Genomic DNA, 16,936 nt, shown 5'->3' on the forward strand with positions numbered 1-16,936 from the left:
AAAGCTCGATTTGAGCTTTTTTTATTTTCGTTTTCGTGCAATCAAATGAATCGGTGTGCCTTCAAAAACAAAAGCTTTTCGGATTTGATTTTCAAGCATACGGGCGTATGAAAAGTGCATGAGTTCTTCTTCATTGACAAAAACGACAAATGTCGGCGGTTTTATCGCAACCTGTGTGGCATAAAAGATTTTGAGTCTGCGACCTTTATCTGTCGGCGTCGGGTTGATTGCGATGGCGTCCATGATGACGTCGTTTAACACCGCTGACGGAATCCGCATATTTTGTGCCTGACTGACTGACTTGATTAGATCAGGTAGCTTGTTCAACCGTTGCTTTGTCTCAGCTGAAACAAAAATGATCGGCGCATAGCTGAGATACTGGAACTCGTCACGGATATTTTCTTCCCATTTTTGAAGGGTTTTGTTATCTTTTTCAAGCGTATCCCATTTGTTTACGACGATGATAATCCCACGGCCAGCTTCGTGTGCAAAGCCTGCAATCCTTTTGTCGTACTCACGAATCCCCTCTTCGGCGTTTAGTACCATGAGCACAACATCCGAGCGGTCAATGGCACGCATGGCACGCATGACAGAGTATTTTTCGGTTGATTCGTAGACCTTGCCACGCTTGCGCATCCCTGCGGTGTCAATCATGGTAAACTCTTGCCCGTCGCTGTCAGTAAAGTTGGTGTCAATCGCATCACGCGTTGTCCCTGCAATCGGGCTTGCAATCACACGATCCTCACCAAGCATGGCATTGATCAGGCTTGATTTGCCGACATTCGGCCGTCCAATCAGTGAAAACTTGATAATGTCCGGATTTTCTTCTTCTGTTTCAGTTGGCAGATTTTCGATGATAGCGTCAAGCACATCACCCGTCCCAATCCCGTGAACAGCAGAAACTGGATAGGGATCGCCTAGTCCAAGGCTATAAAAATCAAAAATATCCATGCGACGCTCTGGGTTGTCCACTTTATTGACAACCAAAATCACAGGTTTATCCGTTTTGTAGAGAATCTGTGCGACGTACTCATCAGCGTCAACAACGCCATTTTCACCATCAACGACAAAGACAATCACGTCAGCCTCGTCCATGGCAATCTCAGCCTGTGCCTTAATCTGCGTCATAAACGGCGTATCTGCCATCTCGATTCCGCCTGTGTCAATCATGGCAAATTTCTTGTTGAGCCATTCACTTGTTGTATAAATGCGGTCGCGCGTCACGCCCGGTGTATCTTCTACGATTGAAATCCGCTCACCTGCGATACGGTTAAAGATAGTCGATTTGCCGACGTTCGGACGTCCGACAATCGCTACTGTTGGTAATGCCATTTTTTATTCTCCTTTAATTGCCGTGCTTTTCCACTTGCTAAGCACTCATGTTTAAGTATACCATAAACTTGTTTGTGCTGCTTGAAAAGTTGGGGTGAGATGACATACAGCAACAAAATTCGGCTGGTTAGGTTACTTAATACACTAATATCAAATAACCTATTGCAACTCTATCTTCAAGAATTGTCATTGATAGCAAAGTAAAATATAAGGTGATTGATGATTATATTTTATTCTACAAAATTTTGGGTTCAGAAGCCGATGTATTAGGCCATTACCTGCGAAATCAAATTGGTTGACTAACATTCTCAAATTGATGTGTACTTCAAAAAGCCAACTAATTTTAGTTGACTTTTTTGAGTTATATTTTATGATGTTTTTTCATGAGTTTTTTATCACGCAAGTTTTCGAGTGTTGCGCTTTGCGGTACTTGCCCAAATTGTGCTGCGACGCGTTCACTCCAGCTGCTGCCGGCACGGCGTTCTCCTGCGTAATCTTGCTGGAGCTGGTCATAAGCTGTGATGACTGAGGCTTCCTGCACCTGATAGGTCTCCTCAAAGACAACTGTTTCATATGGTAATCTCGGCTTAACCGCATTGCTCTGGGCGGGCACGCCCAGAGCGAGTCCAAAGATCGGATAAGTATAGTCAGGCAAATCGAGAATCTTCGAGATGTCTGCTGCTTGGTCACGAATCAGGCCGACGATGACACCACCGTATCCTAGGCTTTCAGCGGCAAGCAGGGTGTTTTGTGCGGCAAGACTGGCATCAACCGACGAAATCAAAAGGTTTTCAGAACCATCTGGATAAAAATCGGGGGTGTGCAGCTTGACTGCTTTTTCCGCACGATTGAGATCGCCCACAAACACGAGAAAATGCGATGCCGCAAGGATAGATTTCTGAGGTTGAAACGCATAAATCTGCTCTTTCGTCGCTTGTTTGCTGACTGAGATAATCGAGTAAGATTGAAAATTTTTCCAACTAGAGGCTGCGCGTCCTGCTTCGATGATGGCGTGCAGGGTTTCAGTCGGGATTTTTTCATCTGTGAAATTTCTAACTGAGGCGTGTTGCAGCATCAAATCCATCGTCTCGCTGCTATCATGAATTGCCATTTCGTTTATTTTCTCCTTCCAGTCGTAGTTCTGTTGCCAGTTTGTGAACACGCTCCATAACACGTTTTGCGGGCCATGTTTCATCGCCTTTTTTCGTCATGGCTAGATGTTGCTCAAGCTCATTCATTGTTAGGTTTGACGTGAAAAACGTTGGCAGATTTTCTTGCATGCGATATTGTAAAATCACCTGCAAGATATTGTCACGAATCCAGTCGTTATTGCTCTCTGCACCAATATCATCTAAAACTAAAACTTGTGATTTTTTGATCTCATTTGCCTGCATTTTCAGCGCATCAAAGCCTGTGCTTTCAGAGATAAATGATGGATAGTGGATGATGTCTGTCGAGATCCCTTTGGCTGCAAGTTCATTTGCCATGGCAGCCATCATGAAGCTTTTTCCCACGCCAAAATCTCCGTAAAGATAGAGCGCATTTTGCGCTGGATAAGCTGCGATGAAGTCGGTAATGGTCTGATAAACCGTTGCGCGACGTGGATCGTCAAGCATAACGTCTGACCAAGTGATCGTGGCAAAATCTTTTGGCATGCCAACTAACTTGACCCTGCGCTTTTTAGCGAGTTCTGCCTCTTTAGCAAGCGTCTCTACTGTCGCACGATAGGTCACATCAGCAAAGCCTTCGTTGTCAATGAGAATTGGCTCGTAGCCGTCGATTTTCGTTGGTTTACTTTGGGAAAATTTTGCTTTTTCAGAAACATATTCATTGAATTTCGTCAGAGACTTGCTGACTTGATCAGAATTGTAGCCATTTTCCTCGATAAATGTCTGAATTTCTGGATTTGCTAAAATTTTCGCAGTTAATGCTTGATATTTTTCACGGTCAAAGCGGTTGCCAATCGCATCTGCAATCGATTCCATAGCCATTTAGTCATCTCCATTTATTTTTTTAAGTGCTTGACGCCGAATTTTTTCGAGCTGAGTTAACTCGTCTGGACTCGTTTCATTTTTATAGTCTGGATTTGCCCAATCTGGTGTTTTACTGCCAACTGGCGCTGTTTTTTTGACTGGACTTGGTTTTTTTTCTGCCTTCTGAGCTTGCTTCGTTTGAAACTCGGCTAGCCATTTGACGGCAAGCTCTGCTGAAACAACTTGTTCCTTCTTCCAGCGATTTGCCTGCTCTTCCATGTAGTCAGAGACGTTTGAATAATTGCGAAATTCTAAAAAGTAGATAATCAGCATATTTTGGATTTCGCTACTTACGCCGTCGTTACTCAGTCGCACTAGTAGCTGTTTTTCTTTTTGCGTGATATGTCCGTCAAATCGACGTTTTTTCATCTCGTTCAGCAATTGTTCTGGTTTTTCATGCTTTGCTGTTCTGATCAGGGCCTGTTCTGCCTTTGAAAAGTCTGTCAGACGTGGCGTTTTCTGAGTTTGCGTGATCAATCGTCGCTGCATGTTAGCCGTGTTTAGCGTCCTGTCAGCATTTTTCGTGCTTTCAGCAACCTTGAAAAGCTGATACCAGTCAAGTCCAAACTTTTCGGCGAGGGCATAAAGCGCAGGCGTGTCCTTGGTTTCAGCCTGAAAGTGTAGATTTTGATCGCGCATGGTTGTCTGAAAACTCGCCAAATCAAAGCCCGTCTGCGCTTTATTTTCAGGGATGTCTGCGGGTACCGTGACGCGGTAAATATCTGAAAATGTTTTTGATAATTTCCGACCTGGAAACACTTTTTGCGCGAGCAATTTATCAAGTGCAGGTTGACCGATTTTGTCGGCTAGCAACTGCTTATAAAGCCCGTCAGATAAAAACTTTTCAGGTGAAAGCGGGCTATGTAAGTCAACTGTCACATCGCCGTGATCATCATAAAAGTCCAGCAAATCAAGCCCCGATAGCTTATCAAGACTCTCACCCAAGGCGCTCAGACCAAAGTTCAGATGATTGAGCAGGTCTGACAGGCGTCCTGCTGTCATGACACGCAATAACTGATAGAGTGCAAAACTCTCAAGACCCAAAATCGGTTGATAAAGCATGACAAAAGAACCCGCATCAAAGCTGGTCTTATCAGCATTTACAACTTGAAATTTGTCAATCGGTCTCAACTTTTTTCAGTCCTTTTCACTTTCTTATTTATTTTTATTGGTGATATTACGCAGCAACTCTTCCAGATCGCTAACGTCCTTAAAACTGCGATAAACGCTTGCAAAACGCACGTAAGTGATCTCGTCCAGATCCGCAAGTTCTTCCATAACAAACTCACCCACAACCTCAGAATGCACTTCGTTTTCACTCAGCATGCGGACTTTACGCTCAACACGCTCAACTGCTTTTTCAATGGCTTCTGACGAAACTGGACGTTTTCTGGCACTTCTGACGATACCTGTAATGATCTTGTCGCGGTTGAACACTTCACGTGTATCATCTTTTTTGATAATCAGAAGCGGCATTTCTTCAATGCGTTCAAACGTCGTGAAGCGGTTGCCGCAATTTTCGCATTCCCGGCGACGACGAATGGCATTTTCAGCCTGTCTGCTGTCGACTACTTTTGATTCTTCAGATTGACATTTTGGACATTTCATGACTGAAACTGCGCCTCCACACGATAGATTACCTGACCTTTTGACGAAAACTTAGCCTCGTACTCGGTCATCACATTTTTTTCTGCAAATGCCTCATCAACATGCAAATCAAGCCAGACTTGCCGCAAGATCATCCCATATTGACTCATAGAGGCAAGTGAATACTCGAACAAGCCCCGATTATCTGTTTTAAAATGAATCTGACCATTGTCAACCAAAATCGTTTCGTAGGTTTTCAAAAAATCCTTGTAAGTCAGACGGCGTTTTTCATGGCGTGACTTGGGCCATGGATCTGAAAAGTTCAGATATACCAGATCAACCTCACCAGGCGCAAAATAGTTTGTCAGCGCACTACCATCCACATGTAGCAGCTGCACATTTGGCAAATCAAGCTCAAGCACCTTATCGAGGGCATAGGACAAGACCGTCAGCTGCATATCGATCGCAATATAGTTGATGTCAGGATGTTTTTGTGCCATTCCTGTGATAAAGGCACCTTTACCAGAACCCACTTCGATATGAATGGGGTTCTGGTTGCCAAATTTTTCAGCCCAGCTGCCTTTGAAAGCCTCAGGGTTTTCGACGACGTATTGGGTATTTGCCGCCATCATTTCTGGGGCACCCTTGCGATTTCTCACTCGCATGATTGAACTCCTTTAGTATTGCTGGAAATTAGGACATGCCCGTTCTTTCCTATAACTGAAACAAGGAGACACGAAGTCTCCCATTGTTTTATTTGAAAATGTTGCAGAAATGGCGTAGGCCCAAAATTTCAAGATTGGCCGCCTGCATGTTATCTGACCAGAGATTTTCGTTAATCTGTTTTAGAAACGACAGCGTGCCGTACCATTTGATTTTCAAGAAGGTATCAGCTTCAATCTTATAGCCCGAATAATCCAACCATTCACGCCATTGTGTCGGCGCAATATAGTGACTCAGCAAATGTCCGACATCAACAAATGCATCAGAAAGTGCCACTGTGTCCCAATCCACCAAGTAGATTTTGCCGCTGTGGTCATTTTTTAGCCAGTTGTGATGATTAACATCGCCATGTACGACAACTGCATTTTGTGCGTCAAAAGCAGGCGTTGCTGCACGCAACTCGTCTAGTAACTCTGAGAGGAAACTGTTTGCAATCAAGCTTTTATGCGCTTTGGAATAAAGCGTTTCAGCCCAATCTCTTGGTCTTGTGACTTGATTACCAAACTTGATGAAAGATTCGACCAGCATTTTGCTGTGGTGCAAGGTTGCAAGCGTTTGATTGACCTGAGGGTCTCCCATTTCAGTTGCATCAAGCACCACACCATCAATCCACGACTGAAAAGTCAGCATGTCGCCATTACTATTGCGACGTGATTGGATGATTTTTGGCGTCAGACCGACTTGCGAAATAGACGCTAAAAGCGGACTCGCATTAACCTTGACAAATGCTTTTTGACTGCCGAAAGTCGCATAAAAAACATTATTGTCATTGCGACCAAATGAATTATTTAGCGGCAAATAATGCCAGTCTGATTCATTGTCCAACATCATCTATGGTGTTTCCTCCTTTCATCAAGTTTACTTTTGACTACGCTAGTTTATTTGTAGTGAATCAACATAGACTGTGTCAAAATATCAGCATACATGTAAGATTCTACGATTTTTTGACCGCGGGGCAAGATTTTTTCAACTACAAAATGAGTGTCAAAAACTTCTGCCAACATTACTTTATGGCGATTTTCACGTTTACGCCCATAGTGATCTGTGATTTCCACTTCCTGACCGATATGCGCCGCAACTTCTTTTTTGATTTCGATGATTTTTCCGACTTCTTGGCTATCCATAACTACTCTCGTTTCTTTATTTGACTTGATTTTGACTAGCTTGCTTGTGCTAGACTTGACAGTATTTCTATTATAACACGAAACCCGCCTTAAAATCTACATTTATTTTATGACTTCTTAGCGATTCATTTCAGAATGCTGCGTGTCAATGCTGGTGAACTTGGTAAATTGACCGACCCAGATGAGCTCAGCTGTGCCAGTTTCACCCGAACGGTTCTTAGCAAATATGATCTCTGCCTTGTTATCAATCTCTACTTCTGTATCATTTGGATTTTGATAGTAAGCCTCACGATGAATAAAGGCAACAATATCAGCATCCTGCTCAATTGACCCCGACTCACGCAAGTCGGATAGTTTGGGCCGTTTGTCCTCACGCTGTTCGACCCCACGACTGAGCTGACTGAGTGCAATAACAGGCACTTTTAGCTCCTTAGCAAGGACTTTCAACTGACGGGAAATCTCAGATACTTCCTGTTGGCGATTTTCCCGGCCAGTCCCTGAAATCAACTGCAAATAGTCAATCAATATCAAGCCCAGACCGCCAGTTTCTTGTGCCAGTTTTCGGGCACGCGCACGAATTTCCGTGATTTTGATGCCTGGCGAGTCATCCACATAGATACTAGCTCCTGCAAGGCTCCCCATGGCAAAGGTCAAGTTATTCCAGTCTTCATCAGTCAGCTTCCCTGTCCGAAGTGAATGTGCATCTATCAAGCCTTCTGACGACACCATCCGATTGACCAGACTTTCAGCCCCCATTTCAAGTGAAAAAATAGCAACTGTCTGACCAGATTTTGCACCGATGTTCTGCGCAATATTGAGCGCAAATGCTGTTTTTCCCATGGCAGGGCGCGCTGCAATAATGATCAATTCACCCTCGTGCAGACCTGTCGTCATATGGTCAAGTGCTGGATAGCCAGTCGAAATACCTGTGACTGTTGACTTGAGTTTTGAGAGTTTTTCAATTTCATCATAGTTGACATCCAAAATATCAGAAATCTTCCGAAAACCAGAACGCGTCTGACCTTCCGTCACATCAATAATATTTTTTTCAGCAGCAGCAATGATGTCATCAGCAGGTTCATCTTGGGCGTACGCTCGCTCAACAGACTCTGTTAGTTTGCCTATCAGATTACGTAGCAACGCCTTTTCGGCAACAATTTGCGCATAGAAAACGGCATTTGCTGCTGTCGGCGTACTGTCAGCAAGCTCTTGGATATAAGAAATGCCGCCGATTGTTTCAAGATCTCCTTGATTTTCCAGTCGAGAATGCACCGTCAGAACATCGACAGGACTGCGATCCTCAAGTAACCGCGTCATAATTCTAAAAATAATCTTATGCGAGGTCTTGTAAAAATCATCGGCCGTGACGTACTCCGAGACTTCAATCAAGCGCTCACTATCAAGGAAAATCGCTCCAAGAACCGCCTGTTCAGCCGCTATATCTTGAGGTGGCGCCTTGATAACATCAATAGCTGCCATTTATTTCTCCGAAATTTTGACGCGAATGGTTGCCGTCACATCTTTATGTAGTTTCACGGGAACATCTTTAACCCCAATCGCCTTGAGCGGGTATTCGAGTTGGATTTTGTGTTTGTCGAGTTTGAGATCAAATTGAGCATTTAGCGCATCTGCGATTTTTTTAGAGTTGATGGCGCCAAACAAACGCCCATCAGCACCGACTTTTTCTTTAATATCAACAATCGTTGACTCTTTTTCAAGCTCAACTTTGAGCGCTTGCGCTTCTGCCAAAAGCTCAGCTTCCGCTTTTTCTTCAGCCTTGACTTGCCCTTTAAGCTCTGCTAGCGCTTGACCAGTTGCTTCTTTGGCGAGATTTTTCTTGAGCAAGAAATTTTGTGCGAAACCAGTCGGCACTTCCTTGATTTCGCCTCGTTTTCCTTTGCCTTTAACGTCTTGTAAAAAAATAACTTTCATGGGTGTTCTCCTTTATTATTCTGATTTTGTATCAGCTTCAATGTTCTTTAGAATCTCAATGAGATCATCTTTAACTTCAGTTGGTGTTTTCTCATAAACCTGTGCCGCAGCATTGTTGAAATGACCGCCGCCGCCTAGTTTTTCCATAATGCGCTGGACATTGAAATCACCAGATGAGCGCGCAGAAATCGCCACATAGCCATTTTCATGGTTGACAATGGTGAATGACGCATCGACACCTGCCATATTTAGCAATGTATCGGCTGCTTTGGCAATGGTGACATTATCATACATCTTACGATATTGCCCGAGACCAATGGCGAAATGCTCATAGAAGTCGGCGCCAAGCACGATTTCATTGATTTTCTTGTATTTGTCAAAGTCTGTAGCTAGTAATTTCTTGATAAGCGTGTTATCAGCACCTTGTGAACGCAGGTATGATGCTGTTTCAAAGGTTCTTGTCGTTGTGCCTTTTGAAAAGTTCTGTGTATCAACTGAGATCCCTGCAAGCGCAATTGACGCCTCTGTTTTAGACATTTTTTGAACCTGATCATTTTGATATTGCAGGACTTCAACGACCAGTTCTGACGCTGATGAGGCGCCACTCTCGATATAGCTCAGAAGTGCATTTTCAGGATAGTCATCGTCACGCCTGTGGTGGTCAATCACGACCACTTTATCAAATTTTTTGTAAAAGTTATAGTCCATAGTCTGACTGGTTTTAGAATGGTCCACCATGATCAAAAGCGAGTTGTCACGCTTGAGCTTGTAGGCTGTGTCCATACGAATGATATGTGCAAAACCATCTTTTGACTCATTGAGCTTTGCAATCGCACGCGTCACATCAGGCAAGAGCTGCTTTTCATCATAGACGATAAAGGCTTCTTTGCCGTTCATATTGGCGAATATTTTTGTCGCAACTGCTGCACCTAGTGCGTCCATATCGGGATACTTATGACCCATGACAAAGACATTTTCAGACTCCAGCACAATCGTGCGCAGCGCTGTTGCAATCGCCCGTGCCCGCGTCCTTGACTTTTGGATATGACTAGCCGAATTCCCGCCAAAATAAACAGGTCGCGCTGTATTGATATTTTCCCTGATGACAACTTGATCGCCACCACGCACTAGCGCAAGCTCCAAGTTATCCAGTGCCGTTTTACCAATTTTGGCAAAGTTTTCAAGGCCGTAAGACAGGCCAATCGACAGCGTAAGTGAGAAATTTTTGCTGCGTGCTTCTTCACGGAAAACATTGACAAACTCAAACTTATCGCCCATGATTTTTTTCAGCGTCAGATAATTGGTATAGATATAGTAGCGACTGGCGTTGTAGCGGCTGATATAGACGTTATATTTGCTTGAGATGCCATCAATGTTTGTCGCAATAAAGTTGTTGATAACCGTTCGACTTGAGTCTGAAATCAGATCAGTCGCATCATCATAGTTGTCAACTGAAATGATACCAATCACTGGCCGACTCTCACTCGTCACAGATTTTGCGACCACTTCACTTGTTGCATCGATAAAATAAATCAGATTTTTCTTTTGATCCACCTTGATCGCATATTTTTTGCTATTGACAGATAGATACTGCGTACCTTTATCATCAATATCCTGCACGATTTCTTTGATGTGATTGGCCTCTAGCTTTTCTTCGTCATTGGCAAAGATAATGTCGACAAATGGATTGAACCATTCAGGTGTGTAGTCCTTATCAGAATAGCGCAGCACACCGATTGGCATGGTGTCAAGCGTTGCATTGAGTGAGTTTTCGGCGCTTTCGTTAAGCGCACGAATACTATCAATATTTCTCGCATTGAGCTTATGCGTCCGAAAAAGCAACACGACAACCACAATGGTGTTGACAATCAAGAGCAAGATAAACTCAGTCTGACGCAGCTCAGCAAGCCGCAAAATCAGCACCTCACACAAATATACCACTGTCATCAAAATGATAATGGCAAGGGGTAAAAATCGATCAAACCGCTTCAAATTCATTTTCTGTCTTCCTTGCTCATGCCTAGCTTTTTGGGTTGTCTGGATAAAATCTCCTGCACCTTGCCATAATAGCTTATTTTACCATAGTTACGCCATATTTTCAAAAATTCAGTCAGTCAAACACTCTCATAACTGCCCTGAGATTGCGGTCAGACTGTCAAATAAACGGTTTGCACGCGATTGATCAAGCCCAAAAATCTGATCTCTAATCGCCCAGACTTCTGCCCCAGCGTCCGCACCTGCAGCAATCCCTTTTTCGCTATCTTCGATAACCAATGTTTCATCAGCATTTACGCCTAACTTCGACATAGCAACCTGATAAATCTCAGGATTTGGCTTGGATTCTTTGAAGTCATCGCCTGATAAAACGACCTCAAAATAGGTGTTTAACTCTGTCATTTCAAGGGCACGCAAAATCTCAGCCTTCGCCGTGCTTGAGGCAAGTCCTAGCTTATAGCCCTCTTCTTTCAACTTCTCCAAGGTCAGTTTGGCGTCAGAAAACAATAGCTGTGCGTAGGGAATCATATGGTCGAGCTTATATTGCAGGTACTCAGCTTGAAGCGCAGCCACGTCCCACTTGGCGTAGTCATCACGCAAAATCATGTGCCAAACCTGCTTCATATTGCCCCCAATAAAATCAAGTGGCGATAAATGCGCAATAGAAATGCCTTTTGTGTCCAAAAATGTCTTTCTGCGGTCATAGTAATAGCGCTCTGTATCAACCAAAACGCCGTCCATATCAAAAATAATTGCTTTAAAAGTTGTCATATACCTATTTTATCAAATTTTTTACGATTTCGTGTTGAAAATTTTCAGAATTTTCGGTAAAATGGTTGTAATACTATTTTACAAAGGATGAATCGCTTGAAAGTCATAAAATTTGGCGGGTCTTCACTCGCGAGTGCTGAACAACTCACAAAAGTTCTTAACATTGTCAAAAGTGATGCCACGCGCAAGTTTGTCGTGGTATCTGCACCTGGTAAACGTGATGATAGTGACACCAAAGTCACAGATGCCCTCATCGCTTACTACAAAGCCTACAAAAATGGCGATGACGTCTCTGAAAATCAGAACTGGATTATCGCGCGCTACCAAAGCATTTGCGATGAACTTGGCATACCTGGCACTGTCATGGCAAATATTGCTGCTGATATTAAAGCCCTAGCCAGCCTGCCAATCGCAGACAACGCCTTTTTGTATGATACTTTTTTAGCGGCTGGCGAAAATAACAACGCCAAACTTATCGCCGAATATTTTTCAGAAAACGGTATCAAAGCTAAATATATCCATCCGCAAGATGCTGGCATCATCGTGACACCAGAGCCTGGAAATGCGCAGCTGCTTCAGTCAAGTTACGAAAAAATCAACTATCTCAATGACTTAGAAGAAACACTAGTCATCCCTGGTTTCTTTGGCGTTACGGAAAAAGGACAAATCTGCACATTTTCTCGCGGTGGCTCTGACATCACAGGCTCTATCGTTGCAGCTGGCGTCCATGCGGATCTCTATGAAAACTTTACCGACGTTGACGGTATTTTCGCAGCCCATCCTGGCATCGTAGACAACCCTGCCTCAATCGCTGAGCTGACCTACAAAGAAATGCGCGAGCTTGCTTATGCCGGCTTTTCCGTCCTTCACGATGAAGCTCTGCTGCCAGCCTACCGTGCTAGTGTACCGCTTGTCATCAAAAACACCAACAACCCCAGCCATCCCGGTACTAAAATCGTCGCAAAACGCGCGATGACAGGTAATCCAGTCGTTGGTATTGCGGGCGACGGTGATTTTGTCTCACTCAACATTTCCAAATATCTCATGAACCGTGAAATCGGTTTTGGTCGCAAAGTGCTGCAGATTTTGGAAAATCTTGGCATCCGTTTTGAGCACATGCCGACTGGGATTGATGACATGAGTGTGATCATGCGCAACCGTTATCTGACGAAGCAAATTGAGAAATCTGTCATTCAAAATCTGACAGAAAGTCTTGCGCCTGACGAGCTATATTTTGAGAAAAACCTCTCGATTCTGATGATTGTCGGTGAAGATATGAACGAGCATATCGGTGTGACAGCACGCGCTGCCAAGGCACTTGCCAATGCTGGCATCAATATTGAGATGTTGTCACAAGGCTCATCAGAAGTCTCTGTCATGTTCATCGTCAAATCTAACCAAGAAAAATCAGCGATCAAAGCCCTTTATCAAGAATTTTTCTGATGATTGACCACTATATAAAAAAACAAAAAAGCCGAGTCTTCGTCAGAAGTCATCGGCTTTTTGCTTGTCTAATTTACCAAGTTTACTCATGGCAACGCGAATCTGACGCTCGAGCTCTGTTTCAATCTTATCTTCTGGCGCAAAATCCTTAGCCCAATTATCAGGTTTCAAAATCTTGTGCGTTTCGGGATCAAAATGTGGCTTACCATCTGGAAAAATTTTGCCCAGATTGGCCTTGTGCACGAGATTAAAAACCTCATGCGGATCCACACCCATGAGCGCAAATGAACCATAAGTGAAATAAAGCAAGTCTAACAATGCATCAACTTCACCTGTTAAAGCATTTTCACCCTCGGGAACTGGCTTGGACTTGACTTTTGTAGCTGCTGTATCGATGGCACTATGCAATTTTTCGGTCAGGTCATCAAAAACTGCAACGTCAGCATTTGCTGCCGCAAATAAAAACTCGACAATCTCTTCAACCTTGAAACCTGCACGGTGACTTGCTTCCTCAGGTAGATAAACACGAGGCATTTCCTGAGTTTTGCCGTCCATCAACCTGTGAAATTCCTTGACCTTGTTAAACTGATCGTCTTTTGAGATGAAGCTTGCCGCATGTTTAAAATTGATCAAACCAAAATGTGCCAAGGCTTTTGCAATCCCATCAGCGTTATTGTGGTCTGTTATATAGCTTGCTACCGCCTTTACATTAGGCGTAGCATTTCCCATAGCAATCCCCTGACCCACGCCTGAAAGCATGGCAAGGTCATTATCAGAATCGCCAAATGCCATGACTTCTGACAAGTCAAAGTCAAACTCTTTGCCTAGACGTGCTATTCCTTTGAGCTTAGAGTTTCCGCGGCTGATCAGATCAGCCGAATAGTCATTTGAACGCGTCGCCTCTAACTCTGGAAAATGCGTCATAATTTCAGCAGTCTCAGCACTTGTTGCCACCATGATGACTTGATAAACCGGCTTTCGGATGTCTTCTGACAAGTTTTTTGACTGCGGTTTCACCTTTCTGACGACATTTTTGAAGCTGTTTTTCGTTAATCCTGACATTTTCTTAGGTAAAATGCCTGCAATCACTTGCGCTGTCCTGGTTTCACCGAACTTGACAAGGCTGCTACCATGGACACCATCGGCCATGCCAAGTGAAATATCACGTCCGTTTTTACCCGCATAATCGACGACCTCGCGCAAAGTGGTTTTGTCAATCGGCCTTGTTGCGAGCACTTTTTTAGGCGTGAAGATATACTGGCCGTTGTAAGTCACTGCAAAATCAAGCTCCAGCGTCTCCATCAATGGCAGGACAAAAGCGGGGCCACGTCCTGTTGCAACACCCACTAAAATCTTGTTTTTATGCAGCTCAACAATGGCTCGCCGCGTGGTTGCAGCGACATTGCGCGTCCCCGTGAAAAGTGTGCCATCTAAATCAAAAAAAACCGCTTTGGTTGCCATTTCGCCTCCTTTTACGATTTGCCTAGCAAATTCGCTCGCTTACCTTGTAAAATCCTTAACTATATTATACAATTATTTTAACGATAAAACTGAAAAGAGCCCTCTATTTTGAAAAATATTCTTGTTTTACACACTGGTGGTACGATTTCTATGCACGAGGACGCCGCAGGCAATGTCGTGCCAGACGCCAGCAACCAAAATCCCATGAACACTGTTCAAAATGCCATTGATAATGTAAAATTGACCGTTGAAGACGTCTTCAATCTGCCATCACCGCATGTCACCTTAAACGACATGCTAGTGCTTAAACAGCGCATTAACCGCGCTTTTGACGACGAATTATTTGATGGTGTCGTCATCACACATGGTACTGATACACTAGAAGAAACCGCTTTCTTTCTCGATGCTACCATCAAACGCGGCAAGCCAATCGTCATCACAGGTGCCATGCGATCATCTAACGAGCTCGGCAACGACGGCGTTTATAACTTCCTCTCAAGCATCCGCGTGGCAGCAAGCGCAGACTCCCGTGACCGAGGCGTTCTGGTCGTCATGAACGACGAAATTCACAGCGCGCGCTATGTCACAAAGACCCACACGACCAACGTCTCCACCTTCCAGACGCCCACGCACGGTCCCCTCGGTTTGCTGACAAAGACGCACATCCTCTACTTTCAAAACGACCTTGAAACGACCCATTTTGACATTGACAATGTCACAGCTAACGTCCCGATTATCAAGGCTTACGCCGGGATGACGGGAGATTTATTTGACCTCCTAGATTGTGGGCGCCTTGATGGTCTTGTTATCGAAGCTTTGGGTGCGGGAAATCTACCACCACTTGCAGCTCATAGCCTCCAGCGATTTCTAGATGCCGACCTCCCAGTCGTTCTGGTTTCCCGCTGTTTCAATGGCATCGCAGAGCCTGTTTACGCCTATGACGGCGGAGGCGTAAAACTTCACGAGGCGGGCGTGCTATTTGCCCGAGAAGTCAACTCGCAAAAAGCACGGCTCAAGCTAATCATTGCGTTAAATGCCGGTCTCTCACAGAAAAATCTGGCCAACTATATCGAAAAATAATAGAAAAAAAGGGCTCTTTGCCAAATCGTGTGGGAAAATCAATTCCTCTATAAAGCAAGCAACTTCGGCTGCTTGTTTTTCTAGTTGTACAAAATTTTGTTCATCATAGAGGGAAGGATTTTTTATGAAAAAAATCGCATGGGGATTTTCCCACACGATTTATTATAGAGCCTTTATTATAGAGCCAGAAATCCCTCCAGGTGTCATGCCTAGAGGGATTTTGTGTGATTTTTTATCACTCACTGGTGTCTACTTATTTTCGCTTATTTGTTGCGATTTTTTTGACATCCTGCTCATCTTTCTTGCGACGTTTCCATGCAAGTAAGAAGAATGGGGCAAGGAATGCTGCACCTAGAAGACTAGCTGCCGTACCACTGTCTTCACCAGTTCTTGGTAGAACTGGGTAAGCAGTCGCTGCTGGTGTACTAGCAGGTTTCGTGCTAGTGCCTGGCAATGTTGGCGTAGTTGGTGCGCTTGGTTTTGTCGTGTCACTTGGTACTGTTACCTTAGCAGGGTCAGATGGAACACCATTTTTACCTACTTCGATGACAGATAGATCATCACCAGATTTAGCTGGAACGGTTACTGTGAAGTTGCCGTTTGAATCAACTGTGGTTGTACCGATGACATTACCATCTTTATCTTTGATAAGGATCGTATCACCTGGGGTACCTTTGCCTGTGATTGTGACATTGCCATTGCTATCTGGGGTAGAGACTACTACATCAGATGGAGCGCTTGGTTTAGTCGTATCACTTGGTACTGTTACCTTAGCAGGATCTGACGGAACACCGTTTTTGCCTACTTCGGTAACAGATAGATCATCACCTGGCGTGCCGGAAACGGTTACTGTGAAGTTGCCATTTGAATCAACTGTGGTTGTACCGATGACATTACCATCTTTATCTTTGATAAGGATCGTGTCGCCCGGCGTACCTTTACCTGTGATTGTGACATTGCCATTGCTATCTGGAGTAGAGACAACTACGTCAGATGGTGTGCTTGGTTTAGTCGTATCACTTGGTACTGTTACCTTAGCAGGGTCAGATGGAACGCCGTTCTTGCCTGTTTCAGTAACTGTGAGTCCATCGCCTGATTTAGCTGGAACAGTCACTGTGAAGTTACCGTTTGAATCAACTGTAGTTGTACCGATGACATTGCCATCTTTATCTTTGATAAGGATCGTGTCACCCGGCGTGCCTTTGCCTGTGATTGTGACATTGCCATTATCATCTGGAGTTGAGACAACTACGTCAGATGGTGCACTTGGTTTTGTCGTATCACTTGGTACTGTTACCTTAGTAGGGTCAGATGGAACACCATTTTTGCCTACTTCGATGACAGTGAGATCATCACCAGATTTAGCTGGAACAGTTACTGTGAAGTTACCGTCTGGATCAACTGTAGTTGTGCCAATGACATTGCCATCTTTATCTTTGATAAGGATCGTGTCGC

General features: G+C 44.1%; 16 protein-coding genes. 2 read left to right on the plus strand and 14 right to left on the minus strand.

Annotation, left to right across the window (positions count from 1 at the left end):
• Positions 1–21 precede the first annotated feature (21 nt).
• The 12 genes from der to Hs20B_RS09180 form a co-directional block, all read right to left on the minus strand.
• Positions 22–1,332 (minus strand): ribosome biogenesis GTPase Der, encoded by a 1,311-nt coding sequence (gene der, locus Hs20B_RS09125; RefSeq protein WP_172357792.1) that lies wholly within the window; start codon positions 1,330–1,332, stop codon positions 22–24.
• 361 nt (positions 1,333–1,693) lie between these two features.
• Positions 1,694–2,443, minus strand: a complete 750-nt coding sequence (locus tag Hs20B_RS09130) for an NADPH-dependent oxidoreductase (RefSeq protein WP_172357794.1) — start codon at positions 2,441–2,443, stop codon at positions 1,694–1,696.
• A complete protein-coding gene (gene dnaI, locus Hs20B_RS09135; protein ID WP_228407540.1) occupies positions 2,430–3,323 on the minus strand; it encodes a primosomal protein DnaI in 894 nt (297 codons plus the stop codon). The genes Hs20B_RS09130 and dnaI overlap by 14 nt, the downstream gene beginning before the upstream one ends.
• Entirely contained in the window at positions 3,324–4,496 is a 1,173-nt protein-coding gene (locus Hs20B_RS09140; RefSeq protein WP_172357796.1) for a replication initiation and membrane attachment family protein, read from the minus strand. It lies immediately after the preceding gene.
• Between the two features lie 24 nt (positions 4,497–4,520).
• Positions 4,521–4,973 carry a transcriptional regulator NrdR gene (gene nrdR / locus Hs20B_RS09145; RefSeq protein ID WP_172357798.1) on the minus strand — a complete coding sequence of 151 codons (453 nt, stop codon included), beginning with the start codon at positions 4,971–4,973 and terminating at the stop codon, positions 4,521–4,523.
• Complete coding sequence (trmB, locus tag Hs20B_RS09150; protein ID WP_172357799.1) at positions 4,970–5,617, minus strand: tRNA (guanosine(46)-N7)-methyltransferase TrmB; 648 nt, start codon at positions 5,615–5,617, stop codon at positions 4,970–4,972. The genes nrdR and trmB overlap by 4 nt, the downstream gene beginning before the upstream one ends.
• A gap of 88 nt (positions 5,618–5,705) precedes the next feature.
• Complete coding sequence (locus Hs20B_RS09155; protein ID WP_172357801.1) at positions 5,706–6,506, minus strand: phosphotransferase family protein; 801 nt, start codon at positions 6,504–6,506, stop codon at positions 5,706–5,708.
• Between the two features lie 47 nt (positions 6,507–6,553).
• The gene (locus Hs20B_RS09160; RefSeq protein ID WP_172357803.1) at positions 6,554–6,799 is read right to left on the minus strand and encodes a Veg family protein; all 246 of its coding nucleotides are present in this window, start codon (positions 6,797–6,799) and stop codon (positions 6,554–6,556) included.
• Positions 6,800–6,916: 117 nt separating this feature from the next.
• Complete coding sequence (dnaB, locus tag Hs20B_RS09165) at positions 6,917–8,278, minus strand: replicative DNA helicase (protein ID WP_172357805.1); 1,362 nt, start codon at positions 8,276–8,278, stop codon at positions 6,917–6,919.
• A complete protein-coding gene (gene rplI, locus Hs20B_RS09170; protein WP_172357807.1) occupies positions 8,279–8,731 on the minus strand; it encodes a 50S ribosomal protein L9 in 453 nt (150 codons plus the stop codon).
• A 15-nt stretch (positions 8,732–8,746) separates the two neighbouring features.
• Positions 8,747–10,729, minus strand: a complete 1,983-nt coding sequence (locus Hs20B_RS09175) for a GGDEF domain-containing protein (protein ID WP_172357809.1) — start codon at positions 10,727–10,729, stop codon at positions 8,747–8,749.
• Positions 10,730–10,855: 126 nt separating this feature from the next.
• Entirely contained in the window at positions 10,856–11,497 is a 642-nt protein-coding gene (locus tag Hs20B_RS09180; RefSeq protein WP_172357811.1) for an HAD family hydrolase, read from the minus strand.
• A 96-nt stretch (positions 11,498–11,593) separates the two neighbouring features.
• Here Hs20B_RS09180 and Hs20B_RS09185 point away from each other — a divergent pair, with 96 nt between their 5' ends.
• Positions 11,594–12,940, plus strand: a complete 1,347-nt coding sequence (locus tag Hs20B_RS09185; protein ID WP_172357813.1) for an aspartate kinase — start codon at positions 11,594–11,596, stop codon at positions 12,938–12,940.
• Between the two features lie 42 nt (positions 12,941–12,982).
• Here Hs20B_RS09185 and Hs20B_RS09190 read toward each other — a convergent pair whose 3' ends face one another.
• Positions 12,983–14,401, minus strand: coding sequence for a Cof-type HAD-IIB family hydrolase (locus Hs20B_RS09190; RefSeq protein ID WP_172357815.1), 1,419 nt, complete (start codon positions 14,399–14,401; stop codon positions 12,983–12,985).
• Positions 14,402–14,509: 108 nt separating this feature from the next.
• Between Hs20B_RS09190 and Hs20B_RS09195 the strand changes: the two genes are divergently transcribed.
• On the plus strand, positions 14,510–15,481 hold the full coding sequence (locus tag Hs20B_RS09195; protein ID WP_172357817.1) for an asparaginase: 972 nt from the start codon (positions 14,510–14,512) through the stop codon (positions 15,479–15,481).
• A 253-nt stretch (positions 15,482–15,734) separates the two neighbouring features.
• Here the strand turns inward: Hs20B_RS09195 and Hs20B_RS09200 are convergent.
• A partial coding sequence (locus Hs20B_RS09200; RefSeq protein ID WP_172357820.1) for an Ig-like domain-containing protein occupies positions 15,735–16,936 on the minus strand: 1,202 nt, incomplete at its 5' end.

The organism is Pseudolactococcus insecticola (genome assembly GCF_011170065.1).
Classification (GTDB): domain Bacteria; phylum Bacillota; class Bacilli; order Lactobacillales; family Streptococcaceae; genus Pseudolactococcus; species Pseudolactococcus insecticola.

Excerpts from the sequence above, each read along its gene's own strand:
- der (WP_172357792.1), bottom strand. The coding sequence starts at position 1,332 with ATGGCATTACCAACAGTAGCGATTGTCGGACGTCCGAACGTCGGCAAA.
- Hs20B_RS09130 (WP_172357794.1), bottom strand. The coding sequence starts at position 2,443 with ATGGCAATTCATGATAGCAGCGAGACGATGGATTTGATGCTGCAACAC.
- dnaI (WP_228407540.1), bottom strand. The coding sequence starts at position 3,323 with ATGGCTATGGAATCGATTGCAGATGCGATTGGCAACCGCTTTGACCGT.
- nrdR (WP_172357798.1), bottom strand. The coding sequence starts at position 4,973 with ATGAAATGTCCAAAATGTCAATCTGAAGAATCAAAAGTAGTCGACAGC.
- trmB (WP_172357799.1), bottom strand. The coding sequence starts at position 5,617 with ATGCGAGTGAGAAATCGCAAGGGTGCCCCAGAAATGATGGCGGCAAAT.
- Hs20B_RS09155 (WP_172357801.1), bottom strand. The coding sequence starts at position 6,506 with ATGATGTTGGACAATGAATCAGACTGGCATTATTTGCCGCTAAATAAT.
- Hs20B_RS09160 (WP_172357803.1), bottom strand. The coding sequence starts at position 6,799 with ATGGATAGCCAAGAAGTCGGAAAAATCATCGAAATCAAAAAAGAAGTT.
- dnaB (WP_172357805.1), bottom strand. The coding sequence starts at position 8,278 with ATGGCAGCTATTGATGTTATCAAGGCGCCACCTCAAGATATAGCGGCT.
- rplI (WP_172357807.1), bottom strand. The coding sequence starts at position 8,731 with ATGAAAGTTATTTTTTTACAAGACGTTAAAGGCAAAGGAAAACGAGGC.
- Hs20B_RS09175 (WP_172357809.1), bottom strand. The coding sequence starts at position 10,729 with ATGAATTTGAAGCGGTTTGATCGATTTTTACCCCTTGCCATTATCATT.
- Hs20B_RS09180 (WP_172357811.1), bottom strand. The coding sequence starts at position 11,497 with ATGACAACTTTTAAAGCAATTATTTTTGATATGGACGGCGTTTTGGTT.
- Hs20B_RS09190 (WP_172357815.1), bottom strand. The coding sequence starts at position 14,401 with ATGGCAACCAAAGCGGTTTTTTTTGATTTAGATGGCACACTTTTCACG.